The 18,997-nt window shown below is 68.2% G+C and carries 14 protein-coding genes; 7 read left to right on the forward strand and 7 right to left on the reverse strand.

The features are described from left to right. Window positions 1-37 precede the first annotated feature (37 nt). The 7 genes from BCM27_RS12835 (at window position 38) to BCM27_RS12865 (ending at window position 10,908) form a co-directional block, all read left to right on the forward strand. A complete protein-coding gene (locus BCM27_RS12835; protein WP_004019015.1) occupies window positions 38-2,446 on the forward strand; it encodes an ATP-binding cassette domain-containing protein in 2,409 nt (802 codons plus the stop codon). Window positions 2,447-2,678: 232 nt separating this feature from the next. Further along, entirely contained in the window at window positions 2,679-4,433 is a 1,755-nt protein-coding gene (locus BCM27_RS12840; protein ID WP_068884378.1) for a transposase, read from the forward strand. Window positions 4,434-4,858: 425 nt separating this feature from the next. Continuing rightward, entirely contained in the window at window positions 4,859-6,130 is a 1,272-nt protein-coding gene (locus BCM27_RS12845; protein ID WP_004019405.1) for a reverse transcriptase family protein, read from the forward strand. A 112-nt stretch (window positions 6,131-6,242) separates the two neighbouring features. Continuing rightward, on the forward strand, window positions 6,243-6,689 hold the full coding sequence (locus BCM27_RS12850; RefSeq protein ID WP_004019406.1) for a globin domain-containing protein: 447 nt from the start codon (window positions 6,243-6,245) through the stop codon (window positions 6,687-6,689). A gap of 50 nt (window positions 6,690-6,739) precedes the next feature. Further along, window positions 6,740-8,038 carry a glycosyltransferase 87 family protein gene (locus tag BCM27_RS12855; RefSeq protein ID WP_004019407.1) on the forward strand — a complete coding sequence of 433 codons (1,299 nt, stop codon included), beginning with the start codon at window positions 6,740-6,742 and terminating at the stop codon, window positions 8,036-8,038. A 100-nt stretch (window positions 8,039-8,138) separates the two neighbouring features. After that, window positions 8,139-9,554, forward strand: coding sequence for a cytochrome P450 (locus tag BCM27_RS12860; protein ID WP_172622055.1), 1,416 nt, complete (start codon window positions 8,139-8,141; stop codon window positions 9,552-9,554). 133 nt (window positions 9,555-9,687) lie between these two features. Further along, window positions 9,688-10,908 (forward strand): PucR family transcriptional regulator, encoded by a 1,221-nt coding sequence (locus tag BCM27_RS12865; RefSeq protein WP_033205512.1) that lies wholly within the window; start codon window positions 9,688-9,690, stop codon window positions 10,906-10,908. Between the two features lie 40 nt (window positions 10,909-10,948). Here the strand turns inward: BCM27_RS12865 and BCM27_RS12870 are convergent, their stop codons facing one another. Genes BCM27_RS12870 through BCM27_RS12900 form a run of 7 tightly spaced genes read right to left on the reverse strand, consistent with a single transcriptional unit; the run spans window position 10,949 to window position 18,953 of the window. Continuing rightward, the gene (locus BCM27_RS12870) at window positions 10,949-11,179 is read right to left on the reverse strand and encodes an NAD(P)-binding domain-containing protein (protein WP_004019410.1); all 231 of its coding nucleotides are present in this window, start codon (window positions 11,177-11,179) and stop codon (window positions 10,949-10,951) included. Between the two features lie 10 nt (window positions 11,180-11,189). Beyond that, window positions 11,190-12,656: an aldehyde dehydrogenase family protein gene (locus BCM27_RS12875; RefSeq protein ID WP_004019411.1), complete on the reverse strand. Its 1,467-nt coding sequence runs from the start codon at window positions 12,654-12,656 to the stop codon at window positions 11,190-11,192. Further along, window positions 12,653-13,771 (reverse strand): Zn-dependent alcohol dehydrogenase, encoded by a 1,119-nt coding sequence (locus BCM27_RS12880; protein WP_033205515.1) that lies wholly within the window; start codon window positions 13,769-13,771, stop codon window positions 12,653-12,655. Before BCM27_RS12880 ends, BCM27_RS12875 begins: the two co-directional genes overlap by 4 nt. Continuing rightward, window positions 13,768-16,194, reverse strand: coding sequence for an AMP-binding protein (locus BCM27_RS12885; protein WP_004019413.1), 2,427 nt, complete (start codon window positions 16,192-16,194; stop codon window positions 13,768-13,770). Before BCM27_RS12885 ends, BCM27_RS12880 begins: the two co-directional genes overlap by 4 nt. Further along, a complete protein-coding gene (locus BCM27_RS12890) occupies window positions 16,191-16,952 on the reverse strand; it encodes a gamma-glutamyl-gamma-aminobutyrate hydrolase family protein (RefSeq protein WP_004019414.1) in 762 nt (253 codons plus the stop codon). The genes BCM27_RS12885 and BCM27_RS12890 overlap by 4 nt, the downstream gene beginning before the upstream one ends. Continuing rightward, the gene (locus BCM27_RS12895) at window positions 16,949-18,313 is read right to left on the reverse strand and encodes a glutamine synthetase family protein (protein WP_004019415.1); all 1,365 of its coding nucleotides are present in this window, start codon (window positions 18,311-18,313) and stop codon (window positions 16,949-16,951) included. The genes BCM27_RS12890 and BCM27_RS12895 overlap by 4 nt, the downstream gene beginning before the upstream one ends. After that, window positions 18,306-18,953: a hypothetical protein gene (locus BCM27_RS12900; protein WP_004019416.1), complete on the reverse strand. Its 648-nt coding sequence runs from the start codon at window positions 18,951-18,953 to the stop codon at window positions 18,306-18,308. Before BCM27_RS12900 ends, BCM27_RS12895 begins: the two co-directional genes overlap by 8 nt. Window positions 18,954-18,997: the final 44 nt, after the last annotated feature.

An 18,997-nucleotide genomic window follows, 5' to 3' on the forward strand; every position in this document is an offset into this window, starting at 1 on the left:
ACCGCCCACGTGCGGTCGCCGCATTGATGGAGAGACGATGAGCCGAACCGCGACCCGTTCCGAGACAAAGGTCGACGCCGTGCGGGCCGACGGCGTCCACCCCGCCGACACACACGACCTCATCCGCGTCCACGGCGCACGGGAGAACAACCTCAAGGACGTCAGCGTCGAGTTGCCCAAGCGTCGGCTGACGGTGTTCACCGGTGTGTCGGGTTCCGGGAAGAGCTCGCTGGTCTTCAGCACCATCGCCGCGGAGTCCCAACGCCTCATCAACGAGACGTACAGCGCGTTCGTCCAGGGCTTCATGCCGTCGATGGCGCGGCCGGATGTCGACATCCTGGAAGGTCTGACGACCGCGATCATCGTCGACCAGGAACGGATGGGTGCCAACATCCGGTCGACGGTGGGTACGGCCACCGACGCCAACGCGATGCTACGTATCCTGTTCAGCCGCTTGGGGACTCCGCACATCGGTTCACCGCAGGCCTTCTCGTTCAACGTCGCCTCGATCAGTGGGGCGGGTGCGGTGACGATCGAGAAGGGCGGCCAGAAGGTCAAGGAGCGGCGGAGTTTCTCCATCACCGGCGGTATGTGCCCGCGATGCGAGGGGCGCGGGGACGTCTCGGACTTCGACCTCACCGCGCTCTACGATGCGTCGAAGTCGATCAACGAGGGCGCGCTGACCATTCCCGGCTACTCGATGGACGGCTGGTACGGCCGGATCTACCGCGGTTGCGGCTTCTTCGACCCGGACAAGCCGATCGCGAAGTACACCAAGAAGCAACTCAACGACCTGCTCTACAAGGAGCCCACGAAGATCAAGGTCGAGGGCATCAACGTCACCTTCGAGGGTCTGATCCCGAAGATCCAGAAGTCGATGCTGAGCAAGGACCGGGAGGCGATGCAGCCGCACATCCGCGCCTTCGTCGACCGCGCGATCACCTTCGCGAAATGCCCGGACTGTGAGGGCACCCGCCTCACGGCCGAGACCCGGTCGTCGAAGATCAGGGGCATCAGCATCGCCGACGCCTGCGCGATGCAGATCAGCGATCTCGCCCAGTGGGTCGCCGATCTCGACGACCCGTCGGTGGCGCCGCTGATCGCCGCGCTGCGCGATCACCTCGACGCGTTCGTCGACATCGGTCTCGGCTACCTGTCGCTGGAACGTCCGGCCGGCACACTCTCCGGTGGCGAGGCCCAGCGCACCAAGCTGATCCGCCATCTCGGTTCGTCGCTGACAGATGTGACCTACGTCTTCGACGAGCCGTCGATCGGTCTGCATCCGCACGACATCACCCGGATGAACGATCTGCTCCGTGCGTTGCGGGACAAGGGCAACACCGTGCTCGTCGTCGAGCACAAGCCCGAGGTGATCGCCATCGCCGACCGCGTCGTCGACATCGGTCCCGGGGCCGGCACCGACGGCGGCGAGATCGTCTTCGAGGGCACCGTCGACGAACTGCGTGTCGCCGACACACTCACCGGACGCCACCTCGAGGATCGCGCCGCCGTCAAGGACGAGGTCCGCACGCCCAGTGGACATCTCGAGGTCCGCGGGGCCGATGCGAACAACCTGCGCGACGTCGACGTCGACATCCCCCTCGGCGTGCTCGTCGTGCTGACGGGTGTCGCCGGTTCGGGCAAGAGCTCGCTGATCAACTCGACGGTGGCGAAGGAGGACGGGGTCGTCTCCATCGACCAGAGCGCGATCAAGGGGTCGAGGCGCTCCAACCCGGCGACCTACACCGGGCTGCTCGAACCGATCCGCAAGGCGTTCGCCAAGGCCAACGGCGTCAAACCGGCGCTGTTCAGCGCCAACTCCGAGGGTGCCTGCCCCAACTGCAACGGTGCGGGTGTCGTCTACTCGGACCTCGCGATGATGGCCGGTGTCGCCGCGCCCTGCGAGGTGTGCGAGGGCAAGCGTTTCCAGGCCGAGGTGCTCGACTACACCTTCGGCGGCCGCAACATCAGCGAAGTGCTCGAGATGTCGGTGGCCCAGGCCGAGGCCTTCTTCGCCGACGGCGACGCCAAACTACCTGCTGCACACAAGATCCTGCATCGAATGGTCGACGTCGGGCTCGGATACATCAAGGTCGGCCAGCCGCTGACCACCCTGTCCGGCGGCGAACGCCAGCGCCTGAAGCTGGCCAGCCACATGGGGGAGAAGGGTGACGTCTACATCCTCGACGAGCCGACCACCGGCCTCCACCTCGCTGACGTCGAACAACTCCTCGGGCTGCTCGACCGTCTCGTCGACTCCGGGAAGTCGGTGATCGTCATCGAGCATCATCAGGCCGTCATGGCGCACGCCGACTGGATCATCGACCTGGGCCCGGGCGCCGGCCACGACGGTGGTCAGATCGTCTTCGAGGGCACACCGGCCGACATCGTCGCCGACCGGTCCACACTCACCGGCGAACACCTCGCCGATTACGTCGGAGCCTGATCAGGTGTCGTAGGACGTTGCGCTCCGCACAACGAAACGCGACGCCTGGCATGGGTCGGAACTCGTGGCGCCGAAATCTCGGCGTCGGAGGTGCGCCCTGACCCAGGCGGTCGACAGAATTCTCGTCCACCTCAGGGTGATCGAAGGGCAATCTCGGGCTGTCGGGATTTGTTGGCCACGATTCACGGGTGTCGGACCTCTAAATCGGGCTTTGAACTGCGATGATGTGTGGATGGCGAAGGATTATCGGCCGGTTGATCGTGACCAGGTATTCCTGCTTCCTCCGGATATGCGGGACTGGGTCGGCCGCGATGACCCGGTATGGCTGGTGATCGCCACGGTGCAACGGATGAACACCGCCTCCGTGCACAAGCTGCGCAAGACCGGCGGTGTCGGGCGGCGTGGCTATGACCCGGACATGTTGTTGACCTTGCTGATTTGGGCGTGGGCTCATGGGCAACGGTCCTCGCGGCAGATCGAGCGTTTGTGCCATCGGGACCTGACCTACCGGGTCATCTGCGCTGGCGATGTCCCCGATCACTCCACGATCGCCCAGTTCCGCAAAGATGCCTCGCCGGTGATGGCTGATTTGTTCGCTGAGTCGTTGACGGTGTGCGCGCAGCTAGGGATGGGCCAGTTGGGTGTCGTCGCTCTTGATGGAGTCAAGATCGCCTCGAATGCCTCGCAGTCGGCCAACCGCACAGAGAAGCATCTGGTCAAAGAACGTCAGGCAGAGGCTCAACAGCTCCGCAGCAAGCTCAAAGACGTTGGTGCACAGTCGGATGCCGAACATGCCGCCAACGATGACGATGGCGATGGCGATGGCGGTGACGAGATCCCGCCGGGTCTCATCAATGCTCCCGGCGCTGAACGGCTCGCCCGAATCGACGCTGCGTTGGCTTCGGCTCGCGAGCACAACCAGGCAGCGCGAGACGCCAAGCCGACCCAGACGCGCGCAGAGATCAACCGTGATCACACGGTTCGGCGCCGCGCGGCCGAAGACGCCAAAGCCCAGCAGTGGGTGGTGGCCTACACCGCCCATCTCGCCGGTGACGGCGACTATCCAGGGGCGCCGCCGATGGCGGCGCAGCTTCAGGCCGCTGTGCTGCGGTTGAGCAAAGCACGTGCTGATCAGCAGACCAAGATCGATGCGTGGGAACGCAAACCGCGTAAACGTAGGCCGCCGAGCGCAGTTGATGACCACAGCTCAGTTCGACAAGCGCGCACACGTGTTAAGCGGGCCGAGGTCCTGGACGCGCAGCTGCGTGCCCGGCGTGTGGCCGAGGACGAAACCTACGCCGCCGCGATCGTGGCCGCCCGCAACCACACTCGCACACCACATCGGGCCAATACCGACACCCGCCGCAACATCACCGACCCGCAGTCCCGGGCCCTGTCGTTGCGTGGTGGTGGCTGGATCCAGGGATACAACTGTCAAGCCGTCACCAGCAGCGACGGCTTGATCATCGCGACCATGGTCACCAACGGGGCCATCGATACCCCACACTTCGTACCGATGATGAACAAGGCCGTCGCCGCCGCTGAACACATTCAGTCCCACCAGCACCCACCACCGGACACGCCGGGAATCGGGCTCTTGCTCGCCGATGCCGGCTACCACTCTGAAGCCAACATCACCGCCGCTGGACCCGACCGGCTCATCGCTTCGACCAAAACCCACAAACTTCGCGTGGCGCGCGCCGAACACTCCACCACCGAAACCACGGCATCCTCACCGGCCCAATCAGATACCGTCGCCACCCCGATCGAGGCAATGGCAACCCGATTGCTCACCGAAGAAGGCCACGCCGCCTACAGCAGACGCAGCCACATCGCGGAAACACCGTTCGGGTGGGCTAAACACACCCTCGGTTTCCGTCGATTCACCGGCCGCGGACTCGCACGAGCAAACGCCGAGTTCACCTTCCACGCCATGGTCAACAACATCTGCAAAGCCCTCACCGCCGGCCACCTCGCCACAACCTGACCCGTCACGGGGGCCACACCCCCTCACAGCCCAGAGCTCTCGTGATCCCCGGAGACCACCGGGAAGACCACCGGGAACTTCAAATCCCGACAGCCCGATCTGCCCTCCAACAGCACTGAGGTGGACGAGTTTTCACACCGAAACGGGGTCACGCCTCCACATGGGACGCCGCGGCCATACCCGCATCGTCCCTCGGGTTGTCACACCACCGTGGCAGCATGACGGTTGATGAACGACGGGCGAGGTGAGAGGGGATCGTCGCGATCCGTCTCAGGGGTAACCCCTGGGTGCACTTCACAGTTGGTTCCTGCGTCCGACGCCGGCGCGCACGCTCCACGTGCCACCCGGCGCCGCTGCACCACAGCTCTGGTCACCACACCCGTCGTTCATCACCGGCCGTCGACGCGTACACAGGCGACGACGCCGTGACCGACCCATTCCTCCACGCACACGAGGCCGCCGAAGTCGCTGCGGCGTTTTCGCGGACGTACTCGGCATGGACGTGGCCGGAGGTCGTCGACGCGCTGCGTACCGTTCTGCCTGCCGAAGCCATCACCGACGTGGCCGACCGCCTCTTCGACCTCTCGCCGCACGAACCGAGACACCCCGCATCCGTGCTCCTCGAGGCATTGCTTCCGTGGACCCACCCGACGCCCGAACCCCGCCGGCCCCTCCTCCTGCACGAACCGGAGTCGACGGGAACTGTGCCCGACGATCTGCCCGATCTCTACGACGTGGAGCAGTTCGCGCACTGGCTCGACTTCACCGTTCCGGAACTCGAGTGGTTCGCCGACCGTGGACAGTGGCTGCGAACTGCACGTCCTCCGTTGCGGCACTACCGAATCTGGCGGCGCGACAAACGCGACGGTGTCCGCGTCATCGAAGCCCCGAAGCCGCGGACGCGCGAAACCCAACGGCGCCTGCTCAGGCGTCTGGTCGAACGTATCCCGGCACATTCGGCGGCACGCGGGTTCGTGCCCGGGTCGTCGCCGGCCGCGTTCGCCTGGCCGCACACCGACCGGCCGGCGGTGGTGCGCGTCGACCTCCGGCACTGCTTCGAGACCATCACCGTCCACCGCGTTCGTGCGGTGTTCCGCGACGCCGGGTACCCGTCGCATATCGCGCGCCTGCTCGCCGAATTGTGCACCACGGCAACCCCCGTCGACGAGCTCCGGGGAATCGACCGCGCGCACGCAGCTCTACTTCGCGAACGTCATCTCCCGCAGGGCGCACCGACGTCGCCCCATCTCGCCAACCTCGTGATGCGGTCGCTGGATCGGCGGCTCGACGGCTATGCCCGCCGCAACGGTCTCCGATACACCCGGTACGGCGACGACCTCGCGATCTCGGGCGACGCGATCGACGCCGACCGGGCGCTGTGGACGACGCTTCGCATTGTGGGAGCCGAGCGCTTCACCGTCCACCCGGACAAGGTCCGCATCATGCACCGCCATCAGCGCCAACGCCTCGCCGGACTCGTCGTCAACGACCGACCCCAGGTCGCCAGATCCGACTACGACAACCTGAGAGCGCTGCTCCACAACGCCCGCCGCCACGGTGCGTCGTCGCAGAATCACGACGATCACCCGGACTTTCGCGCACACGTCTACGGACTCATCGCATGGATGGGGGCGACGGGGGAGACCCGTCGACGCCGGTTGCTGGACCTGGCATCGGCTGTCGACTGGGACACATAGAGTCCGAACCATCCCGAACCTCACACGGAGTGCACGTCGGTGTGCGGTCACTGTTACCTCTGGCTTCCGGACCGCCAGTCCAGCGGCAACGCACGACCACCAGAGTTCCTCCATGGACAAGCAACTGCTCGTCGACAGTCTGGCTCTCGTCGACCTGCCCGACTCGGGTCTCACCGTCCGTTTCTACGAAGTCCTCTTCGAGCGCTATCCCACGGTCCGCGCGATGTTCGACGGTGACACCCGCGTGCAGGCACGCAGGCTGCGGAGCGCGATCGTGTCCGTCGTGGAGCATGTCGACGACGCCGAGTGGCTGAGGACGACGCTCCACGCGCTGGGGCGGCAGCATGCCCGGTTCGGCGTCACCCGGCCGATGTACTGCGCGTTCGCGGAATGCATGATCGCCGCCATGAGCGAGATCGGCGGCGATGCGTGGACTCCGGCGATGACGCAGGCGTGGGACCGTGCCCTCGGCGCGATCGCGACGATCATGCTCGACGGCTACCCCGACCAGTCGGCAACTGCACCGCGCGCCCGACGACGCAGCGCAGGGGCGGCCTGACCGGCCCCGAGAGTCGACCGCGATACGATCCCGCTCGGAAGTGAGGGCTCGTGACTGCTGCTGGAACCATCCGACATGCGCTGGATCGCTACCTGGGATCAGCTCGGGCCCGGTGGGCGACACTCGCTGCCTTCGTCCTCAGTTCGGCGGTCGCGATTCTCGTTCTGCCGAACCAACCGCCAACCCCGTATCGCATCGACTTCGACGTCTACCGCATGGGTGGACAGGTCCTGCTCGACGGCGGCGATCTGTACGGCATGCTGCCGCAGCTCGCCGAGGGCTCCTATCTGCCGTTCACCTACCCACCGCTCGCCGCCGCACTGTTCTCTGCGTTCACCGTCGTACCGCTCGGCCTGGGCCAGGCACTGTTCACCGCGATCTCCATCGGCTGCCTGCTCGTGGTGTGCCGGATCGTCCTGTCCGGTCTCCTCGACCGGCCGGTCAGAGACCTGTGGTGGCTCGCAGCGGCGGCCACGACAGTCGCCCTCTGGCTCGAACCCGTCCGAGACACGCTCAACTTCGGGCAGATCAACATCGTCCTGATGACACTCGTCGTCGTCGACGCCCTACTGGGCCGGGGCAAATGGTGGAACGGTCTGCTCGTCGGCCTCGCCATCTCGATCAAGCTCACCCCCGCGGTCTTCCTGCTGTATTTCTTCGTCCGCCGGGACTGGCGCGCACTTGTCGTCGCCGCGGTGTCAGCGATCGGCTACGCCGCTCTCGGCCATCTGCTGACACCGAGCGACTCGACCACCTACTGGACCTCGACCCTCTTCGACACCGACCGCATCGGGAGCCCGCACTTCGCGAACAACCAGTCGATCAAGGGTGAACTCGGGCGCCTGGGCATCGAGTCCGACGCGGCGTGGTTCCTGGTCTCGCTCGTCGTCGGATTGTTCATCGCGTGGGTGGCATGGCGCCTGCTGTCGCCGGCACCGGCGGACCCGCCGACGACGACACCGGCGGACCCGCCGACGACGACACCGAACGACGTTGCAGCCCTCATCGCGGTCGCCTTCGCCGCGCTGTACTGCTCACCGGTCGCCTGGGATCACAGCTGGGTCTGGGTCGTCCCGCTGCTTCTCGTGCTGACCTACCTCGCAACGCGCCCCGCCGCGTCGTCGATCTGGTGGTGGCTCCTCGGCCTGGGAGTGGTCATCTTCGCCGTCGCACCGCATCAGCGCATCCCACAGCGATACGACGCCGAGCTGTCCTGGGCCTGGTGGCAGCACCTCGTCGGGGCGTCGTACCTGCTCTGGGGTCTGGCCGTGCTGATCGCGGTGGGAGTCTCGGCGCCGCGCGTGCTCGCCTCGCGAAGGTCTGCCGACACGCTCGCACAACCTGCGTGAACACCCCGTCCGCACCACCCTCTTGAAACAAGCGCTAAAATCCGTTCCAATGGTGCATAGTGATGTAACGCACATCGGATCAACGGGGAGTGGCAGGTTCATGACGAGTCGGAAGAAGCAGATCCAAACCGTGCTGGCGAAGGCGAGCAGCATGTACCCGAGCTCGGAGCGCCCCCTCGCCGAGCCGCCGGCAGGTTCCGACCTCAAACCGGTCATGGGCGATCCGGGAATTCCGTGGCTCGGGAACACCCTCGAAGCGCTGGTCGACCCGTTGAAGTCGGCGATGGAGAGGTTCGATCGCTACGGGCAGGTCTCGTGGTCGGGTGCGCTGGGCATGAACATGGTCACACTCGTCGGTCCGGATGCGATCGAAGCGGTCTGGATGAACCGCAAGAAGGCATTCTCCAGCGAACTCGGCTGGGAGCCGATGATCGGCCCGTTCTTCCGCCGCGGCGTCATGCTGATGGACTTCGACGAGCACATGCAGCATCGGCGCATCATGCAGCAGGCCTTCAGCAAGCCCCGGCTCACCGGCTACCTCGACATCATGACCCCGCACATCGAGAAGACCCTCGCCAACTGGGAGGTGGGGAACGGCTTCAAGATGTACTCCCGCACCAAGGACCTCACGCTGTCGCTCGCGACCGAGGTCTTCATGGGCGCGCACGTCAGCGAGTCCGAGGCCCACCGCCTCGAGCACGCCTTCGAGGCGGCCGTGCGTGGCGGTCAGGCGATCGTGCGTAAGGATGTCGGCAACTGGACCTGGGCCAAGGGGCTCCGAGGCCGCGAGGTGCTGCAGGAGTACTTCCGCTCCGAGATCCCGCTGCGTCGCGGCAACGACGCCGACGACCTGTTCAGCGTGCTCTGCAACGCCGAGAGCGAGGAAGGCGAGACGTTCTCCGACGAGGACATCGTCAATCACATGATCTTCGTGATGATGGCCGCGCACGACACCAGCACCATCGCGCTGTCGATGATGACCTACTTCCTCGGCCGCCATCCCGAATGGCAGCAGCGCCTGCGCGAGGAGTCCCTGGCCCTCGACAAGCCGACGATCGACTACGACGACGTCGACAAGCTCCCCAGCATGGATCTCGCCTTCAAGGAGACGCTGCGGCTCAACGCCCCGGTCGGCATGCTCTTCCGGATGGCGATCGAGGACACCGAGGTCTGCGGGCATTACATCCCGAAGGGCACACTGCTCGGCATCCACCCGTGGGCGACGATGCTCCGTAAGGAGTGGTGGCCCAACCCCACCCACTTCGATCCGGAACGGTTCTCCGCCGAGCGCCGCGAGGACAAGGTCCACCGCTTCGCGTGGGCGCCCTTCGGTGGCGGCGCCCACAAGTGCATCGGCCTGTATTTCGGTGGGATGGAAGTGAAGTCGATCCTGCACCAGATGCTGCTGCGCTTCGAGTGGGACGTCCCGGCCGGCTACCGCCCGGAACTGACCTACGGCACCGGCCCGACCCCCGCCGACGGCCTCCCGATCAACCTGCGGCACCGCAAGATCTGAGCCGCTGAACAGGAGCGCCCTTTCCGACAACGGGAGTCGCGCTTCTGTTTTCAGCTCTACACGCGCATCGGTCACTGTGGACGTTGCGTGTCGGAGAGGAACGACAGGACCGGCGCAGCGCTACAGTTCGACGGTGGGAACATCGTGGCCGGGTCCGAGCGTGCGCATCTCGACGCTCATCCGGATGGTGGCGGAGCACATGCTCGCCGCGGCCGACGCCGCTGCGCAAGAGGTGACGGCGGCGGCACACGAGTCGGCGGATTACCGCGCCGTGCTCGACGATCCGCAGCTCGTCGACGCGGACCGCCGGATGAACAGGACCAACATGCTGCACTGGTTGTCCGCGAACATCCAGGCTCCGGGAATGCGGGTTGCGCCGAGCATGGATCCGGAGATCCTGCAGTTCGCGCGGGATGTAGTGCGCCGGGGGCTGGATCTGCACGACCTTGGTTCCTGGCGCGGCGCTCAGCACGGCGCGTGGTCGATGTGGGTCGACGGCTGCTTCGCCGTCACTACAGACCTCGACGAACTCCGGGAGCTGATAAAGGTGTCCGAGCGCTCGATGGCGACGTTCATCGACGATTCGATCGCCGCGCTCGACGAGTTCGTGGAGCGGGAGCGCGCCGATCTCGCCAAGGGGGCGAACGCCGAACGGCACGCCACGGTCCAGCTGTTGCTCGAAGGCGCGCCGATCGGTCGCGCGCGGGCGGAATCACGTCTCGGGTACGCACTGACGGGGCACCACGTGGCCGCGATCATCTGGAGCGATTCGACGGATGAGGCGGCCGGCCTCGACACCGCCGCGGAGGCGGTGATGCGAATGTGCGGCGCCGGGCGCAGGCTCACGCTCAACGCGAGCACCACCGCCCTGTGGGTGTGGGTCCCGGCGCACGTGGTCCCACCGGCCGAGGTCGCCGAACAGATCGTCGCGGACACCCCGGGAATCCACCTCGCCTTCGGGCGGCCGGGCCAGGACCTCGACGGTTTCCGCCGCAGCCACCTCGACGCGGCGTCGGCCCAGCGCATGCTGGCCCGACTGGGCTCGAACCGGACCGTCGTGCGCTACGAGGACGTCGCGCTTGTCTCGGTGCTCACCGCCGACATGGCCCAGGCCGATCAGTTCGTCGCCGACACCCTGGGCGACCTGGCCACCGCCGATCCCGCGCTGCGCGAGACGGTGCTCACCTACGTCCAGGAGCGGTTCAACGGCTCCGCCGCCGCCGAGCGTCTGTTCACCCACAGGAACACCGTCGAGCGGAGGCTGGCGCGCGCCGACCAGCTCCTGCCCGTGCCGCTCGCCGAGAGCGCGGCGAGCGTCGTCGCCGCGCTCATGCTGGTGCAACTGCGCGACTGACGCCCGCGGCGTCCCCGGCCGGAGCCGTCGTGCTCCCGGCTCATCCCACGGCGACGACCGTCGCCTGGCCGTGTGCAGACCAGGCGGATTCGGATCCGGAGTAGAGGATCGCCGCGGCCTTGGCGTGGGTCCGGTTCCACAGGGCGACCCTGTGGCCGGCATCGGCCGGCGGGCGTACGAGTGGGGCACCCATCAGTCCGCAGCCGAGGACCGTGACGTCATGAGCGGTCTGTTCTCCACGGGTGTCTCCCTCGTGGTCGGTCCGGGTCATGGTGGCCGGTCTACACCGGCAGGTCGGGCGAGTCGACGCCGACCACCCGGTCGCCGCAGAACACCCGGATCGACTCGGCCGGACCGTGTCCGCCGATTCCGGACGGCCCCCAGAAGCTCTGCGCGGAGTTGTCGCCGAGGTCGGCGACCTTCGCGCCGTTGACGCGGACCTCGCCGGACTTGACCCGGGCGCCGACCGCGATCGCGCGGTCGGTGTCGGTGCCGAAGACGTACGCGTCGAGGCCCGACGGGTGCGCGTTGGCCGCTCGCAGCGCCTCCTCCTCGGAGTCCACGCCGTGCAGCGAGACGACCGGCCCGAACAGCTCTGCCGTCGTGCGGTCGGGGTCGGAACCGGTGGCGACCGTGGGTGACAGGAAGAACCCTGCCAGGGCGGGCAGCCGGCCCGGCTGGTCGACCTCGGCTCCGAGCGCGCGCAGGCCGTCGATTCGCTGCTGCAGCATGCGGTAGTGCGGCTCGTTGGAGATCGGGCCGATGTCGGTGGCCTCGTCCAGCGAGTGCCCGATCCGCAGTTTCGCGATGCGCTCTGCCAGCGCCACACGGAGCGGCTGCACCAGGTGCTGTGGCGCGAGTACCTTGCCCGGGCCCTCGCACCATTGTCCGTTGAGGTTCGTCATGCCCGTGAGGATCCCGTCGGCGGTCGCGTCGAGGTCGGCGTCGTCGAGCACGATCACCGGGTTGTTTCCGCCCAGCTCCAGCTGCAGGACCTTGAAGTCCTCCGCTGCGGCGCGGGCGATCGCCCGCCCCGCGCCCGGGCCGCCCGTGAAGGACACGACCTGGATCCGATGGTCACCCGTCAGTGCGGCACCGATGTCGCCGGCGCCGTGGACCAGTTGGAGGGCACCGTCGGGCAGGTCGGCATCGACGAGGCACTCGGCGATCACCTGCGCGCTGGCGGGCGCGTGCTCGGACGGCTTGAGGAGGACGGGGCAGCCGGCGGCGACAGCGCTCGCGACCTTGGCCGCCGGGATGAAACTGGGGCCGTTCCACGGGGTGAGGATCGCCGCGGGGCCCCACGGGATCCGGTGCAGCCGTACGTCGCGGCCGCCTGCGGAGAGCTCAGTGACGCGGGCGATGTTCCGCGCCTCGGCGGCCGCGCCGCGTAGGCGGTGCGGAAGGAACGCCGCGATCTTGCGGGTGGCGCCGATCGCCGTGCCGCTTGTGAGCGCGTCGACCCGCGCGATCTCCTCGAGCCGCTGCTCGACGTTCGCCGCGGCCCGCTCCAGGGCCTCGGCGCGTTCGATCCGGAAGTCGTCGGCGGAGAAGTCCGTCGCGTCGTAGACGCGCTGCGCGAGGTCCAGCGCGCGGTCGAGATCGGCCTGGGTGGTGGTCACCGTGCGGTGGACGGGGGCGCCGGTGTTCGGGTCGACGTTCCAGGTGTCGAGCGTCTCGCACTCTATCCACTCCCCGGCGATGTAGCTGCGGGGCTGGGCAAGGGTGGTTGTGGTCTCGGTGGTCATAGGGTCACCTCGGTCTCGGAGCGGGTGGGCATGGCGACGACGATCCGCGTGACGTCGCCCGATTTCATGGCCTCGAAGCCCTCGTTGATCGCCTCGAATCCGATGACGTCCGTGACCATCTCATCGAGCAGCAGCCGGCCTTGCTGGTAGAGGCGGGCGAACTGTCCGATGTCCTCGCGTGCCTGGCCGGAGCCCATGTACGAGCCGATCAGGCGCTTCTCGCTGAAGAAGAAGTCGGCGGCGGGGACGGGTACGTCGGTGCCGTCGGGCGCGATGCCGACCAGGCACGCGGTGCCGGTGGCACGCGCAATCGCGAGTGCCGTCGCGGCGGTGCGCGCCGAGCCGACGGCCTCGAAGGCGTAGTCCACGCCGTCGCCGAGCAGTTCGGCGATCTCGGCTCGCACGTCGCCCGCACCGTTCACCGTGTGCGTGGCGCCGTACTGGTGCGCGGCCTTCAGCCGGGCGTCGTCGAGGTCGATTCCCACGATGGCGGACGCGCCGGCCAGCCGCGCGCCCTGGATGATGGCCGAACCGACTCCGCCGCAGCCGATCACCGCGACGGTGGAACCCGGGCGCACCTGCGCCCCGCGGAACACAGCGCCGACGCCGGTCACGATGCAGCAGGAGAGCAGGCAACCCACGCGGGTCGGTACGTCGTCGGGCAGCTTCACCGCGGCGTTCGCGCGGAGCAGGATGTGCTCGGAGAACGCGCCGACGTCGCCGAGGCGGGCGACGGGCGTCCCGTCGGGCAGCGAGTACGCGGGCCGAGGGCGGCGCCGGATCTCCGCCTGCCGCTGGCACTGGGTGGAGCGACCTGCGTTGCAATTCGCGCACTGCCCGCACGACGGGGTCAGCGCGCCGGTCACGCGGTCGCCGGGCTCGAGGTCGGTGACGGCGGAGCCGACCGACTCGACGACACCCGCCACCTCGTGCCCGACGACGACCGGCATCTCGGATTCGACGGTGCCGGTCATGTAGTGCAGGTCGCTGTGGCACAGCCCCACGTGGGTGACGGCGACCCGCACCTCGTGGGGCTCGGGATCGTCCACGTGGATGTCGGTCAGGTGCAGGGGCCGGCCCACCTCGGTGAGCACAGCGGCGCGGGTGGTCATCATCGGCTCGCTCCGTTCGCGGTGGCGGGTGTGCGTGCGTCCCAGAAGCTCTGGACGCCGGCGGTGAGCGCGCCGCTGTTCCAGGACTCGTCGGCGGCCGCGTCCTCACGCTCGAAGGCGCGCTCGATCTCCTCGATCGACGGCCGCAGCAGCTCCAGGTGCAGAGCGGTGTTGTTGACGCCCTCGGGGGTCCACGCGTGCACGGTGTCGATGGCGCGATCCAGCAGCTCCTCCGGCTCGACGATCTCGTCGAGCAGGCCGATCTCCAGCGCCTCGTCGGCCCCGACGCGCTCGGAGGCCAAGACCATGCGCATCGCGTGACCGCGGACGATGCGGGGCAGCAGGATGCTGGACGCGTTGGAGATGGTCAGGCCGCGTCCGTTCTCGGGCTGGTAGTACTCCGTCTGTGGCGTGCCCAGTCGGGCGTCGCAGCACAGCGTGATCTCCGACGCGCCGCCCACGGCGATGCCGTTGATCGCAGCGATGACGGGCACCCTGGTCTCGATCACGGCGCGGGTCACGTCGTGGAAGCTCTCGAAGCTCTCCCGCATCTCCTCGAAGGATGTGGGCGCGACGGCGAGGTCCTCGCCGGCACTGAACGCGCGTCCGGTCCCGGTGAGCACGATGCCCCTGGCCTTGTCGCCGGTGCCGTACTCGCGGATCAGCGCGGACAGGCACCTGCGCATCGGTGCGGTGAGAGCGTTGAGCTTCTCGGGCCGACGCAGCGTGATGACGGCGACCTCCCGGGTCACCTCGACGAGCACGTGCTCGGCCGCCTGGTCGGTGTCGTTCACCTTGTTCTCCTTGGTCGACGGTGCCGGCGCGCGCAGGTCGTGGACGGTGCCGGGGGCCTGCTCGACGCGGGCCTTGAGTGCGGGTTTGGACACCCGCTCGGACGGGGTGCGCGGGAAGTCCGCGACGAATTCGACGTAGCGCGGAACCTTGAAGCGGGCAAGGCCTTCGGCGACGCGGGCGACGATCGCCTCGGCCGTCGAACGGTCGGCGGCGACACCCGCCGCGAGCTGCACGAAGGCCTTGACCTCCTCTCCGAGCACGTCGTCGGGTTCGGCGACGACGGCGGTCGCGACGACGGCGACGTCGCGCTCGAGCGCGGCTTCCACCTCCGCGGCGGCGACGTTCTCCCCGCCGCGCCGCACCATGTCTTTGAGACGGCCGACGAGGCGTATCCCTCCGTGCTCGTCCTTGACGGCGACGTCACCGGTGTGCAGGCGACCGCCGCGCAGGATCCTCTCGGTCTCCTCGGGGCGGTCCCAGTAGCCGAGCATCATCGGCGTTCCGGCCACGGTCAGCTCGCCCGGTGTCCCGGCCGGGACCTCGGCACCGTCGGAGTCGACGATCCGGACCTGCTTGGTGGGCACGGGATGCCCGAGGGTTCCGCTGCCGACGGCGGCGACGTCGTCGAACGGGCTGAACAGGTCGATCCCGCTCTCCGTCATCCCGTAGACCTCGCGCCAGGGTGCGCCCCAGCGCTCCTCCAGGGCGCCGTGCAGCGCCGTGGGGATGGCGGAGCAGAAGACGCCACGTAGGCGATTCGCGCGATCGTCGGGACCGGGCGGTTGCTTGAACAGCAGCGTGGGCATCGAGCCGAGCACGTAGCAGAAGGTCGCGCCGTGGCGGCGCACGTCGCGCATGAAGCCGGACGCCGAGAACTTCGGCAGTACCACCAGCGGAGCGCCGGTCGTCAACGCCAGCACGGTGTTCCACTGCGGGTCCATGTACGAGAAGGGCTGGGCCGTCAGCAGCACGTCGTCGGGACCGAGGCCGGCCGCTCCGGCGCAGGTCCAGCCGATTCGGGTCCAGTAATCGTGCGTGAGCATGCACGCCTTCGGGAAACCGGTGGTCCCCGACGTGTACTGCAGGTTCGCAAGGGTGTCCGCGCGGATGTCCACGTCCGGGGCGGTGGACGAGTGCTCCGTGCCGCTGGCCTCCGCGATGTCGACGACGGCGACGCCGGCCACCGCGTCATCGCTCGCGATCACCTCGCGTACCAGCGGCACATGGTCCGCATCGGTCACGATCACATGGGTGCCCGAGTCCTCGAGCACGAACCGTAGGTCGGCCGCGCGGTAGGCGGAGTTGACGGGCACGGCGACCGCGCCGGCCTTGAGCACGCCGAACCAGGCGAGCGGCCAGCCCGCGACGTTGGGCAGCATGATCGCGACCCGGTCGCCCGGCGCGATGCCGTGATCCGCGATCAGCAGGTGCGCGAGCCGCGACGACGCCGCATCGGCCTGCTCGTACGTCCACGACTCGTCGCCGAACCGCAGCAGCTCCGCACCCGGCGTGCGGGCGGCACCGTCGGCCAGAAGGCCCATCACCGTGCCGATCCGCGGGGCGTCACCGAGCTCGTCCACGGCGACGGCGGGGCGTCGCGCGGTCTCTTCGGGATGAGATGTGGTGGTCACTGCCAGGCCTCCTGTCGGTTCTTCGATTCGTCGACGATCCAGGCCATCGCCGGGTCATCGCTGTCCATCCATTCGGGATGCCACTGCACGCCGAGGATCGGCGCGCCGGGCATCTCCACGGCCTCGACGACACCGTCGGACGTCCGGCCCGTCACGATCAGGCCGTCGCCGCACCGGTCGACGGCCTGGTGGTGCCACGAGTTCGTCGTCATGCTCGGGCCGAAGACCCGCGCGGCCGTCGACCCGGGCTCGAACCGCACCACGTGAACGGCGTCGCCGTCGGTGGGCGCGGACTGCGGCGACAGGTGCGGGATCGGCCCCGCCGGAAGGTCGGCGATCAGCGTCCCCCCGAGCGCGGTATTGAGCACCTGCAGGCCGCGGCATACCCCCAGCACCGGGATCCCGCGGTCGACGGCCGCGCGGGTGAGCGAGAACTCGTAGTCGTCGCGTTCCGGATCGTGCGCGTTCGTGTCGGTCCTCGGGTCGACGTCGCGTACGAGCGCGGTGTCCCCGCCCCAGCGGGCGGGGTGGACGTCCTGCCCTCCGGTGATGACCACGCCGGACAGCCTTTCGCAGCAGTCGTCCGGGGCGGCGTCGTAGGGCAGGTGCACCGGCAGACCGCCGGCCCGGGCGATGCGGGTCGCGAACGCGGACATGAACGAGTCCATGCACGCCTTGCCGTAGCGCGGGTCGGAGCCGGCGATCAGGCTCAGTTCGAAACGGCGACCGGTGATCCCGATGAGTGGCGGGCGGTTCATGCGAACTCGAAGTAGCGTCGGGACTCCCACTCGGAGAGCTCGGCGTACGGATCACCCCCGGTGGTGTGGAACTGCATCCACTCCCACCGGCGCGAGGCGGTCCAGAAGTCGACGAACTCGTCGCCAAGGTATTCGCGGAGGATGGGATCGCCGTCGAGCGCGTCGATCGCCTTGGTCATCGAGTCGGGGATCCGCGCGACGCCGCAGTCGTCGGGCAGGCACCACGCCATGTCGTCGACCTGCGGCGGGGGCGCCATCCCCTTCTCGATCCCCGCGACGATCCCGGCGAGCAGGCCCGCGAGCGCATAGTAGGGATTGACGTCTGAGCCGGGAACGCGGTATTCGAGACGGGAGTACTTCGGATGGCCGGTGATCGCCCGCAGCGCCGCGGTCTTGTTGTTCACGCCCCAGCTGATCGTGGTGGGCGGCCCCGATACGTCGACGAGACGGCGGTACGAGGTGATCTGCGGCAGCGCCAGCAGCGTGTTCCCGGCCATGGTCGCCATCAGGCCGCCGACGGCCTGCAACATCGTTTCCGACGGCCCGTCGGGCGCGTAGAACTGGTTGACGCCGTCCCGCTGCAGCGAGACGTTCAGGTGCGCTCCCTGCCCGAAGCCCGCCGTCGGCTTGGCCATGAACGTCACCGACCGGCCGTGCTCGCAGGCGATTTCGCGCATGACCTGTTTCGTGCGCACCCAGGAATCGGCGAGGGTGAGCGGCTCGGAGGGAGCGATGTTCAGCTCGGTCTGGCCCGGCGCGGCCTCGTCGGTCCACGCCTCCCAGACGATGCCGAGCTCGTCGAGCCGGTCCGTGACCGCCTCCATGTACTCGATCCAGTCCGCGGACCGGGCCAGGTTGTAGGTGGCACCCGTCTCGCCGCCGAGGGCGGTGAGGTCGCGATAGCCGCGGGCTCTGGCCGCCTGGATGGACTCCTCGAACAGGGTGGTCTCGATCTCCACGGCGACGGTCGCCGTGTAGCCCAGCGATCCGAGGCGGTCGATGAGGCGGCGCACCATGTTCCGGGGACAGATCGGCACGGGGCGTCCGTCCTTCATCCAGAAGTCGCCGATCACGGACTGCACGCCGGGCTTCCACTCGACGAGCGTGTTCATGTCCGGGAGGAGGGAGATGTCGTAGAGGTTGCCGCGCCACTCGGGATAGGCGTCGCCGAACACGATGTCGGTGCCCATGTCGATGGCGAACAGCACGTCGGCGAACGCGAAGCCGGATTCCCTGCCGGCGGCGAACTTCGCGGGGGTGACGTTCTTCCCCATGAAGCTGCCGTCGTGGTTCGTTGCTTCCACGCGGTACGCCTTGGCCGGGCCGGGTGCACCGGCTCCGGGTCGGCTGGGATCAGACATCGTAACGGGCCTTCCAGGAGGCAGCGGTCATGACCGACAGCTGCGCGAGAGAGCCCTGGACCCGCAGGCCGCGCTCCAGGGCGGTGAACAGGAAATCGGTGCCGGTGAAGAATCCGGCCAATGTGTCTACGCTGCCGACGATGCGGTAGGCGACGTCCCCGCCGCCGAATCTCGCCTCCTGCGAGCCCTCGATTCCGCGGGCGACCACGGCCAACGCGTCGGGCATGCCGGGGATGGTGCGGGTCTGTTCCCAGAAGCGGGCACCCGCCTCCTGCCAATCGGGCAGGGGAACCTGCAGGGCGCCGAGCACCGCGTCGGCAAGGTCCGCGTCGCCCTCGGTATAGACCCGCGCGCACCGGCTGTCGAGATCGACGACCACGGTGGCGTCGACCGGGGCGAAAACGCCTCCGGTCACAGCGATCATGCCGTCGGCGAAGGTGACAGTGGCGGCCTGCGGGGTCGAGTGAGAGCGGATCGCGACAGATCCAGAACCGCGCCCGAGCACGTCGGCCGCGTGGCCGGTCCGGCTCGCATCCCGCAGGATCCGGCCGAGGAGGCGGACGATCGGCGTCGCGTCATCGTCGATCTCGATCCGGATCGCGCTCGCAACTCCGGCTGCGGAGAGGGTGGTGATTTCCATGGCATGTCCTACTTTCGGGAAGGTGGTGGCCCGCTGTGCGCGGC

The organism is Gordonia terrae, assembly GCF_001698225.1.
GTDB classification, from domain to species: Bacteria; Actinomycetota; Actinomycetes; order Mycobacteriales; family Mycobacteriaceae; genus Gordonia; species Gordonia terrae.